This window comes from Streptomyces sp. CO7 (assembly GCF_053474865.1).
The window spans coordinates 180,396-189,652 of record NZ_JBRIOU010000003.1 but is presented as its reverse complement, the minus strand read 5'-3'; the positions used below and the strand labels follow the sequence as shown (position 1 = coordinate 189,652).

Genomic DNA, 9,257 nt, shown 5'->3' with positions numbered 1-9,257 from the left:
CTGCCGGACCCGTGTCAGGTCGGGTCCGGCAGTCACCCCGGTCGGGGCTGCCGGTCTTACTTGGTGAAGCCCGGCAGGAGCTTGGCCATCTCCGTCTCGATCGCGGTCAGACCCTTGTCGAGGGTCTTCTTGCCGCTGGCGATGGCGGGCAGCTCGGCGTCGAGCTTGCCGAACAGCGAGCCGTACTCGGGCAGCTCGGGACGGGGCTGGGCGGCGGGCAGGACGCCCTGGTAGCCGGCGATGCCCGGGTCGGCCTTGACCTTGTCGGTGTAGGCGTCGTCACGGGTGGGCAGCGTGGAGTTCTTGAGGGCCACGGACTCCTGCGACTTCGCGGAGGTCATGAACTTCACGAACTTCAGCGCGGCGTCCTGGTGGGCCTTGTCCGAGCCGGCGTAGACCGACAGGTTGTGGCCGCCGGTCGGCGCGCCGGCCTTGCCGGTGGAGCCGGCCGGGACGGTGGCGATGCCGAGGTTCTGCTTGTCCTGGAACGCCGAGCCCTTGTAGAAGTTGGTGATCTCCCACGGGCCCTGGATGATCGAGGCGACCTCGCCGTTGACGAAGGCGTCCTGGATGTGGGCGTAGGCGTCGGCGGTGCCGTCGGCCTTGTGCAGGCCCTTGCCGTCGAACAGGCCGTTCCAGGCCTTGAACGCCTTCTGCGCCTCGGGCGAGTTGACGGTGACCTTCTTGCCCGCCACGTCGACCATGTCGGTGCCCTCGCCGAAGAGGAACGGCATGGCGTAGTAGCCGGCGGTGGAGCCCCAGTAGCCGTCCTTGCCGGTCTTCGACTTGATCGTCGCGGCGGCCTTCTTCAGCTCGTCCCAGGTGGCGGGGGCCTTGTCGATGCCCGCGTCGGCGAAGAGCTTCTTGTTGTAGACGAGCGCGAGGGTGTCGGTGACGATCGGGACACCGTAGGTCTTGCCCTCGAACTGGGCCTGCTTGATCAGGTTCGGCTGGAAGGCGTCCTTCTCGGAGAGCGCCTCGGTGCCGTCCAGCGGCAGGAGGTACTGCTTCTTCGCGAAGGCGGGGGTCCAGCCGACCTCGGCACGGATCACGTCCGGGGCGCCGGAGGAGCCGGCGGCCGTGTCGAACTTGTTCTGGGCCTGGTCGAAGGGCACGTTGACGTACTTGACCTTGATGCCCTTGTTGGCGGCCTCGAACTCCTTGACCAGAGCCTTGTAGGTCGGCGCCTCGTTCGTCGCGTTGGTGGTGTCCCACCACGTGATGGTGACGGGGCCGTCCGCCTTCGAGTCGTCGCCTTCCCCGCCGCACGCCGTCGCCGTCAGAGCGAGGGACGCCGCCAGCGCGGTGGCCGCTATGCCACGCCGCATGAGTTCTCCTTGAGGGTCTGTGCCCGGTGCACTGGCCGGCTGCGTCCTTGCAACCGGCGGGCGACCGGAAACGTAACAGCGCTGCAACCCGTGCGAAAGACCTTGCAGAAAAAAGCTGCCGAACCGTGTCCTAGTCGCGTCCGAGCCGACTCCCAGGAGGCCGATCTGGCCGGTCCGCCATGGGTCAAAAAGGAACATAATCACGCGAACTTCACCCGGTGTGGCGTGAGTCGCACTTCCGGGACGACTCCTCGTACGCCTGTGCAAGACTTTGCAAGTTCTTGCGGGTCCGTGTGTGAGGCCCCATCATCGAAGGCCACGAGGAAACAGGGAGCGCATGACGCAGCAGCCCGCGTACAAGTCACGCGCCCGAAGGCCGGTACAGTCCCGTCCCGTGACCGCACGGCTTGCCGACATCGCCGCGCAGGCGGGAGTGAGCGAAGCGACTGTCAGCCGGGTCCTCAACGGGAAACCCGGAGTCGCCGCCGCGACCCGCCAGGCCGTGCTGGCCGCGCTGGACGTCCTCGGATACGAACGCCCCGTCCGCCTGCGCCAGCGCAGCGAGGGCCTGGTGGGGCTCATCACGCCCGAACTCGAGAACCCGATCTTCCCGGCGCTGGCCCAGGTGATCGGCCAGGCGCTGACCCGCCAGGGCTACACCCCGGTGCTCGCCACCCAGACCCCGGGCGGCTCCACCGAGGACGAGCTCACCGAGATGCTGGTCGACCGGGGCGTCGACGGGATCATCTTCGTCTCCGGCCTGCACGCCGACACCTCCGCCGACATGGGCCGCTACGAGCGGCTGCGCGCGCAGGGCGTGCCGTTCGTGCTGGTCGACGGTTTCTCGCCGCAGGTGCGCGCGCCGTTCATCTCCCCCGACGACCGGGCGGCGATGTCGCTCGCGGTGACCCACCTGGCGTCGCTGGGCCACACCCGCATCGGGCTGGCTCTCGGCCCGCAGCGCTTCGTGCCGGTCCAGCGCAAGATCGAGGGCTTCACCTCGGCGATGCGGGAGCGCCTCGGCATGTCCGAGCGGGAGACCACCACGCTGGTCGAGCACTCGCTCTACACCCTCGAGGGCGGCCAGGCGGCCGCCGCTGCCCTGATCGACCGCGGCTGCACGGCGGTGGTCTGCGCGAGCGACATGATGGCGCTGGGCGCGATACGCGCGGCCCGTGGTCTGGGCCTGCAGGTGCCGGAGGACGTCTCGGTGGTCGGCTTCGACGACTCCCCGCTGATCGCCTTCACCGACCCTCCGCTGACCACCGTCCGCAAGCCGGTGCCCGCCATGGGGCAGGCCGCGGTGCGCACGCTGCTGGAGGAGATCGCCGGGACGCCCGCCCCGCAGAGCGAGTTCGTCTTCATGCCGGAGCTGGTGGTGCGCGGCTCCACCGCCTCCGCGCCGGCCGCCGGCCCGGGCGCCGCGCGTTGAACGGACCGGCTTCCGCCGGGAGGTTCGCCCCGCGAATGGTTCGGACCCCTAAGGGTTCCGGTGAACGAAATGCGACCAGGATCCTTCCGGAGGATGATCGGTCGGGTAAGGCATTTCTGGCAGACTGACGTGCCATGGGTGAGGGACCGTGACCGCTTTGGAAGGCCGCCCGCGGCAGGCCGTTCCCGGCACAGACGCGGGCGCGGACGAACGACCGGGTCTGCTGCGGCGTGTGCGCACGCCGCGCCGGCCGAGGATCTGGTTCGAGATCCTGCTGATCGGGGCGAGTTACTGGACGTACTCGTTGATCCGCAACGCCGTGCCCGAGCAACGGGCCGTCGCGCTGCGCAACGCCGACTGGCTCTGGGACGTCGAGAACCGGCTCGGCATCGCCGTCGAGGAAACGGTCAACCAGGGGATCAACTCGGTCACCTGGCTGATCGTCGGCATGAACTACTACTACGCCACCTTGCACTTCGTGGTGACGATCGGCGTCCTGGTATGGCTGTTCCGCTGCCGGCCGCTGCTCTACTCCGGGGCGCGCACGGTGCTGTTCGCGACCACTGCGGTCGCGCTGGTGGGCTACTACCTGTTCCCGCTGGCGCCGCCCCGGCTGATGAACGGCTCGATGTTCGTCGACACGGTGCTGGTCCACGGGACCTGGGGGTCGATGGCCTCCGGCGACCTCAAGCACATGTCCAACCAGTACGCGGCGATGCCGTCCATGCACATAGGGTGGTCGCTCTGGGCCGGTCTGACGGTCTTCGCGCTGGCCCGGGTGCCGTGGGTGCGGGTGCTGGCGCTGCTGTACCCGACGGCCACGCTGGTGGTCATCGTCGCCACCGCCAACCACTTCTGGCTGGACGCCGTCGGGGGCCTGATGTGCCTCGCCTTCGGCTTCGCCGTCGCGCGCCTGATGTACGGCGCGGCGTCGGTCCCCGGCCCCTTCCACCGCGGGGCGGCGACGCCGGCCCTGCCGGTGCCGCCTTCCGTGGAGCCGGCACCCGCCGGGCTCCCTGACCGGCGGGCGGGCGGCTCGCGGGCGCACACCCGCACGCTCCCGCCCGCGGGACGCCGGTGACCGGCCGGCGGTGACCGGCCGCCCTGAGTCCGATCACCGCAGAGCAACAGACCGCAGGTGCGAACGATCTCCGTTCGCACCTGCGGTCGTTTCTCCGACGGCCTCTGCACGCTGCCTGTTTCGTCCGCGTGGTGCGCCAGAGAAGGCGGCGACGAGGCGGCAGGGGTGAGGAAGCGCCGATTCCTCCCCTTTTCTCCAGGACAGGACGTGTCATTTCCTGCCCTATCGGCCACTCGAGTTCGGACAGGCGGTCCGCGGTACAGGACCGCAGGCGGGACACCGAAGAGGAGTAGTCGCCGATGAGTGAGTCCGTACAGACCGGAAGCGGGACGACCGGGGACAAGGTCAGAACCGAGGCGTCTTCGACGGCCGACAAGGCCAAGCAGGGCGCGAGCCAGGTCGCGGGGACCGCGGCGGAACAGGCCCAGGCGGTCGTGGGTGAGGCACGGCAGCAGGCGAGCACCGTCGTCGAAGACCTGCGGAACCGCGCGAAGGACGAAGCGGACGAGCAGACGCGCCGCGCGGCCGGCACGCTGCGGCAGTGGGCGGAGGACTTCTCCGGCCTTGCCGAGCACGCCCGGGGCGACTCGCCCGCCCGCACGCTGGTGGCCCAGGCGGCAGACCGGGGGAACCGGGCGGCCGACTACCTGGAGAGTCAGGGGGCCGACGGTCTCGTGTCCGACCTGGAGGCGTTCGCCCGCCGTCGCCCGGGCGCGTTCCTGGGCGGTGCCGTGCTGGCCGGGATGGCCGTGGGACGCCTGGCGCGGGTGGCGAAGGAAGCCTCCGGACCCGACGGTTCCGGGCATGAGCAGGAGCAGGAGCAGGTCTCCGGCACGGCGGGCGTGCGCACGCCGATCACCACGCAGCCGCCGTCCGGTTCCCCGCCCGGCCCCGTGCCGGCTCGTCAACACCCGTACCCGGAGGTGTGAGGTGGCCTCGACTCCTCCCCCGTCCGGCTCGTACGAGCCGCAGGAGCAGGACAGGTCCGTGGGCGAATTGCTGTCCGTGGTGACGGCGGACCTGCAAACCCTCTTCCGCCAGGAGATCGAGCTGGCCAAGGCCGAGGTCAGGGAGGAGGCGGCCAAGGCGGGCAAGGCGGCCGGCATGTACGGCGGCGCGGGCTTCGCCGGCTACATGGTCCTCCTGTTCCTGTCGCTGGCCCTCCTGCTCGGCCTCTCCAACGTCATGGACGGCGGCTGGGCGGCGTTGATCGTCACCGCGCTGTGGGCCGTCGTCGCGGCCGTGCTGTACCGGAAGGGCCGCGCCGAGGCGCACACCGTCTCACCGAAGCCCGAGCGAACCGTCGAGACCCTGAAGGAGAACGCGCAATGGGCACGTCACCCGACCGAATGAGGGCCGACATCGAGGCCACTCGCGACCAGTTGTCCGCAGACGTGGACCAGCTCACCCGCCGGACCAGCCCGCGGCAGGCGGTGCGACGGCGCACGAGCCGCGTGCGCGGCACGGCGGCAGGCCTCCGCGACCGGGTCATGGGCACCGCCTCCTCCACCGCCCACGGCGTGTCCGGCACCGCCTCGCAGACCGCTCACCGCGCCTCGGACACGGCCTCGCAGACCGCGCACAGCGTGTCGGACACCGCGCAGTCGGCGGCCGGCTCGCTGCGGGAGGGGGCCTCCCGCGCCGCCGGGACCGCGCGTGAGACGGCGGACCAGGCGGAGCAAGCCGTGCAGCAGGCGCCCGACACGGCCCGCCGCCGGACCCGGGGCAACCCGCTGGCCGCCGGCCTGGTCGCCTTCGGTCTCGGTCTGCTCACCTCCTCGCTGCTGCCGGCCACCCGGACCGAGCAGGAGAAGGCCGCCGAGTTGATGGATCGCGGCGGGGAGACACTGGAGCCGGTGAAGAAGGCCGCCGCCGAGTCGGCGCAGCACCTGAAGGAAGGCGCCACGGAGGTCTCGCGGAGCGCTGCCGCGGAGGTGAAGGACAGCGCAGCCGAGGCGGCCCGGACCACCCAGGAAGCCGCCCGCGACCAGGGCGGACAGGTCGCCGGGCAGGCGCGCGACTCCGGCCGGTCCCTGGCGGACGAGGCCCGGGGTTCCGGGCCCGGCTGACCCGCCGGCCTCCCCCGCCCTCGGCTCACCGGCGACCGGAGGAGGGAGCACAGCGCGTGGGGCCGGCGGTCCGAGGACCGCCGGCCCCGTCGCGGCGTCCCGGGCCCCGCTGCTACACGGCGCTGTCGTAGAACAGCCGCTCCACGACCGTCCGGGCCCTGCGCGTGGTGCGCCGGTAGTCGTCGATCATGTCGCCCGCCCGGCCGGGGCCGTACCCCAGGTACCGGCCGACCGCGGCCATCTCCCGCACGTCCGTCGGGAAGGTGTCCCCCGCGCGGCCGCGCACCAGCATCACCGCGTTGCGGACCCGGGTCGCCAGCACCCACGCCTCGTCGAGGACCGCCGCGTCGTCCGCGCCGATCAGCTCCGCGTCCCGCGCCGCGGCCAGCGCCTGGCGGGTCCGCGTGGTGCGCAGCTCCGGGATCCGCGCCGCGTGCCGCAGCTGGGTGAGCTGCACCGTCCACTCCACGTCGGTGAGCCCGCCGCGCCCCAGCTTGGTGTGGAGCGTCGGGTCGGCACCGCGGGGCAGCCGCTCGGACTCCATCCGCGCCTTCAGCCGCCGCACCTCGCGCACCGCGTCCTCCTCCAGCCCGCCGGCCGGGTACCGCAGCGGGTCCACCAGCTCGACGAACCGACGCCCCAGCTCCTCGTCGCCGGCCACCGGCTCGGCCCGCAGCAGGGCGTGCGACTCCCAGGCCAGGGACCAGCGCCGGTAGTACGCCGCGTAGGAGGCGAGCGTGCGCACCAGCGGCCCGCTGCGCCCCTCCGGCCGCAGGTCCGTGTCGACGATCAGCGGCGGGTCGGTGCTGGGCAGCTGCAGCAGCCGCCGCATCTCGGAGACCACGGTGTTCGCGGCCTTCGCCGCCTCCGCCTCGTCGACGCCCTCGCGCGGCTCGTGCACGAAGAGCACGTCCGCGTCGGAGCCGTAGCCCAGCTCGTGCCCGCCGAAGCGGCCCATGCCGATGACCGCGAACCGGGTGGGCAGCTCGTCGCCCCAGCGCTCGCGGACCACCGCCCGCAGCGTGCCGGCCAGGGTGACGGCGGTCAGGTCGGAGATGGCGCCGCCGACGCGGTCGACCAGCGCGCCCGGGTCGGCCTCGGCGGGCTGCGTCTCGGTGCCGTACGAGCCCACGATGTCGGCCGCGGCGGTGCGGAACAGCTCGCGGCGCCGCACCCCGCGCGCCACGTAGACGCCCTGTTCGGCCGTCCCCGCGCGGCTCACCGCGGCGAGGACCTCCTGCTCCAGCCGTTCCCGGGACCGCGGCTCCAGGCCGCCGCCGACGCCACGGCCGCCGCGTTCGCCCTCCCCGCCGTCGCCGAGCAGCGCGACCGCCTCGGGCGCGCGCAGCAGCAGGTCGGGGGCGAGCCGCCCGGCGGACAGCACGCGGGCCAGGTTCTCCGCCGCCGCGCCCTCGTCGCGCAGCAGCCGCAGGTACCAGGGGGTGGCGCCGAGTGCGTCGGAGACCTTGCGGAAGTTGAGCAGCCCGGCGTCCGGGTCGGCGGAGTCCGCGAACCAGCCGAGCAGCACCGGCAGCAGCGTGCGCTGGATGGACGCCTTGCGGGAGACGCCGGCGGACAGCGCCTCCAGGTGGCGCAGCGCCGCCGCCGGGTCGGCGTAGCCGAGGGCGACCAGCCGCTCCCGGGCCGCGTCCGGCCGCAGCCGCGCCTCGCCGGGGGCGAGCTGGGCGACGGCGTTGAGCAGCGGGCGGTAGAACAGCTTCTCGTGCAGCCGCCGCACCACCGAGGAGTGCCTGCGCCATTCCTTGCGCAGTTCGGTGACGGGCTCGGAGCGCAGCCCCAGCGAGCGGCCGAGGCGGCGCAGGTCGTCCTCGTCCTCGGGCATCAGGTGGGTGCGGCGCAGCCGGTACAGCTGGATGCGGTGCTCGGTCTCGCGCAGGAACCGGTAGGCGGCGTCCAGCCCGGCGGCGTCCTCACGGCCCACGTAGCCGCCGGTGGCGAGGGCCTTGAGCGCGTCCAGGGTGGTGCCGCTGCGCAGCGAGGTGTCGGCGCGGCCGTGCACCAGCTGCAGCAGCTGCACGGCGAACTCGACGTCCCGCAGGCCGCCCGGCCCGAGCTTCAGCTCCCGCTCCAGCTCGGCGGCGGGGATGCCGGCCACCACCCGGCGGCGCATCTGCTGCACGTCGGCGACGAAGTTGTCCCGCTCGGCGGCCTGCCACACCATCGGGTGCAGGGCCGCCAGGTAGGCGGCGCCGAGTTCCCGGTCACCGGCCACCGGCCGGGCCTTGAGCAGCGCCTGGAACTCCCAGGTCTTCGCCCAGCGCTGGTAGTAGGCCACGTGGCTGGCCAGCGTGCGCACCAGCGGGCCGTTGCGCCCTTCGGGGCGGAGGTTGGCGTCGACCGGCCAGATCGAGCCCTCGACGGTCGTCTCCGAGCAGATCCGCATCAGGTGGGAGGCGAGCCGGGTGGCCGCCTGCAGCGCGGCCCGCTCGTCGGCGTCCCGGGCGGCCTCGGCGACGAAGATGACGTCGACGTCGGAGACGTAGTTGAGCTCGTGCCCGCCGCACTTGCCCATCGCGATCACGGCGAGCCGGCACAGCGCGGTGTCCTCGGGAGCGGCGGCCTCGGCCATGGCGAGGGCGGCGCGCAGGGTGGCGGTGGCCAGGTCGGCGAGTTCCCCGGCCGTCTCGGCGACGTCTATCGTCCCGCGGACGTCGCGGGCGGCGATGGACAGCAGGCAGCGGCGGTAGGCCACCCGCAGCTCCACCGGGTCGCGGGCGTCGGCGAGGCCCTCCTCGAACTCGGGCACGCCCTGGTGCAGGTCGCGCGGCTCGTAGGTGACCAGCGCCTGCCAGTCGTCCGGGTGCCGGGCCAGGTGGTCCCCCAGCGCCTCGGAGGCGCCGAGCACGCCCAGCAGCCGGTCACGCAGCGGCTTGGCGGACAGCAGCGTGTCGAGCAGCCGGGAGCGGTGGGTGCGGTCGGGCTGCGCCTCGAGGATGCGGACCAGGCCGCGCAGCGCGAGGTCCGGGTCGGCGGTGGCGGCCAGCGCCTCCAGCAGCAGCGGGTCGCCGCGGACCGCACTCAGCTCGGGGCTCTCCAGCAGCCTGCCGGCGGCCGAGGGGTCCGTGAACCCGTGCCGCAGCAGCAGGGTGAAGGTGCTGCTCCGCCGCCCCGAAGTCGCCATCAGCGCCGCCTCTCCACCATCGTGATCGTCCGGCCCCGAGCCTAGCCCCCGGCCCCGGGCGAGGGACCCTCGCGGGGCGGTCCACGGTCCGTGCCCTCGCGCGGACGACAGCCTCCCTCGGGGGGCGACCACTGCGGGCGGCGGGGCAGCACCCTGCTGCCCCGCGTGCAAACGCTGAACCGCACCCACCTGCCCACCCTGCGGA

General features: G+C 73.0%; 7 protein-coding genes. 5 read left to right on the top strand and 2 right to left on the bottom strand.

Annotation, left to right across the window (positions count from 1 at the left end):
- Positions 1-56 precede the first annotated feature (56 nt).
- Positions 57-1,328 (bottom strand): extracellular solute-binding protein, encoded by a 1,272-nt coding sequence (locus ACOV8S_RS10750; protein ID WP_448317565.1) that lies wholly within the window; start codon positions 1,326-1,328, stop codon positions 57-59.
- Positions 1,329-1,722: 394 nt separating this feature from the next.
- Between ACOV8S_RS10750 and ACOV8S_RS10745 the strand changes: the two genes are divergently transcribed.
- The 5 genes from ACOV8S_RS10745 to ACOV8S_RS10725 all read left to right on the top strand — a co-directional run bounded on the left by ACOV8S_RS10745 (position 1,723) and on the right by ACOV8S_RS10725 (position 5,910).
- Positions 1,723-2,760 (top strand): LacI family DNA-binding transcriptional regulator, encoded by a 1,038-nt coding sequence (locus tag ACOV8S_RS10745; protein WP_448317564.1) that lies wholly within the window; start codon positions 1,723-1,725, stop codon positions 2,758-2,760.
- A 148-nt stretch (positions 2,761-2,908) separates the two neighbouring features.
- On the top strand, positions 2,909-3,841 hold the full coding sequence (locus ACOV8S_RS10740) for a phosphatase PAP2 family protein (protein ID WP_448317562.1): 933 nt from the start codon (positions 2,909-2,911) through the stop codon (positions 3,839-3,841).
- 299 nt (positions 3,842-4,140) lie between these two features.
- Positions 4,141-4,770: a hypothetical protein gene (locus ACOV8S_RS10735; RefSeq protein ID WP_448317561.1), complete on the top strand. Its 630-nt coding sequence runs from the start codon at positions 4,141-4,143 to the stop codon at positions 4,768-4,770.
- 58 nt (positions 4,771-4,828) lie between these two features.
- Positions 4,829-5,194: a phage holin family protein gene (locus ACOV8S_RS10730; RefSeq protein ID WP_448317560.1), complete on the top strand. Its 366-nt coding sequence runs from the start codon at positions 4,829-4,831 to the stop codon at positions 5,192-5,194.
- Positions 5,170-5,910 carry a DUF3618 domain-containing protein gene (locus ACOV8S_RS10725; RefSeq protein ID WP_448317559.1) on the top strand — a complete coding sequence of 247 codons (741 nt, stop codon included), beginning with the start codon at positions 5,170-5,172 and terminating at the stop codon, positions 5,908-5,910. Before ACOV8S_RS10730 ends, ACOV8S_RS10725 begins: the two co-directional genes overlap by 25 nt.
- Positions 5,911-6,022: 112 nt before the next feature.
- Here ACOV8S_RS10725 and ACOV8S_RS10720 read toward each other — a convergent pair whose 3' ends face one another.
- Positions 6,023-9,052 carry a bifunctional [glutamine synthetase] adenylyltransferase/[glutamine synthetase]-adenylyl-L-tyrosine phosphorylase gene (locus ACOV8S_RS10720; RefSeq protein ID WP_448317558.1) on the bottom strand — a complete coding sequence of 1,010 codons (3,030 nt, stop codon included), beginning with the start codon at positions 9,050-9,052 and terminating at the stop codon, positions 6,023-6,025.
- Positions 9,053-9,257: the final 205 nt, after the last annotated feature.

Bases quoted from the DNA above. Each gene is read 5' to 3' on its own strand.
- ACOV8S_RS10725 (WP_448317559.1), top strand. From the start codon at position 5,170: ATGGGCACGTCACCCGACCGAATGAGGGCCGACATCGAGGCCACTCGC.
- ACOV8S_RS10735 (WP_448317561.1), top strand. From the start codon at position 4,141: ATGAGTGAGTCCGTACAGACCGGAAGCGGGACGACCGGGGACAAGGTC.
- ACOV8S_RS10720 (WP_448317558.1), bottom strand. From the start codon at position 9,052: ATGGCGACTTCGGGGCGGCGGAGCAGCACCTTCACCCTGCTGCTGCGG.
- ACOV8S_RS10750 (WP_448317565.1), bottom strand. From the start codon at position 1,328: ATGCGGCGTGGCATAGCGGCCACCGCGCTGGCGGCGTCCCTCGCTCTG.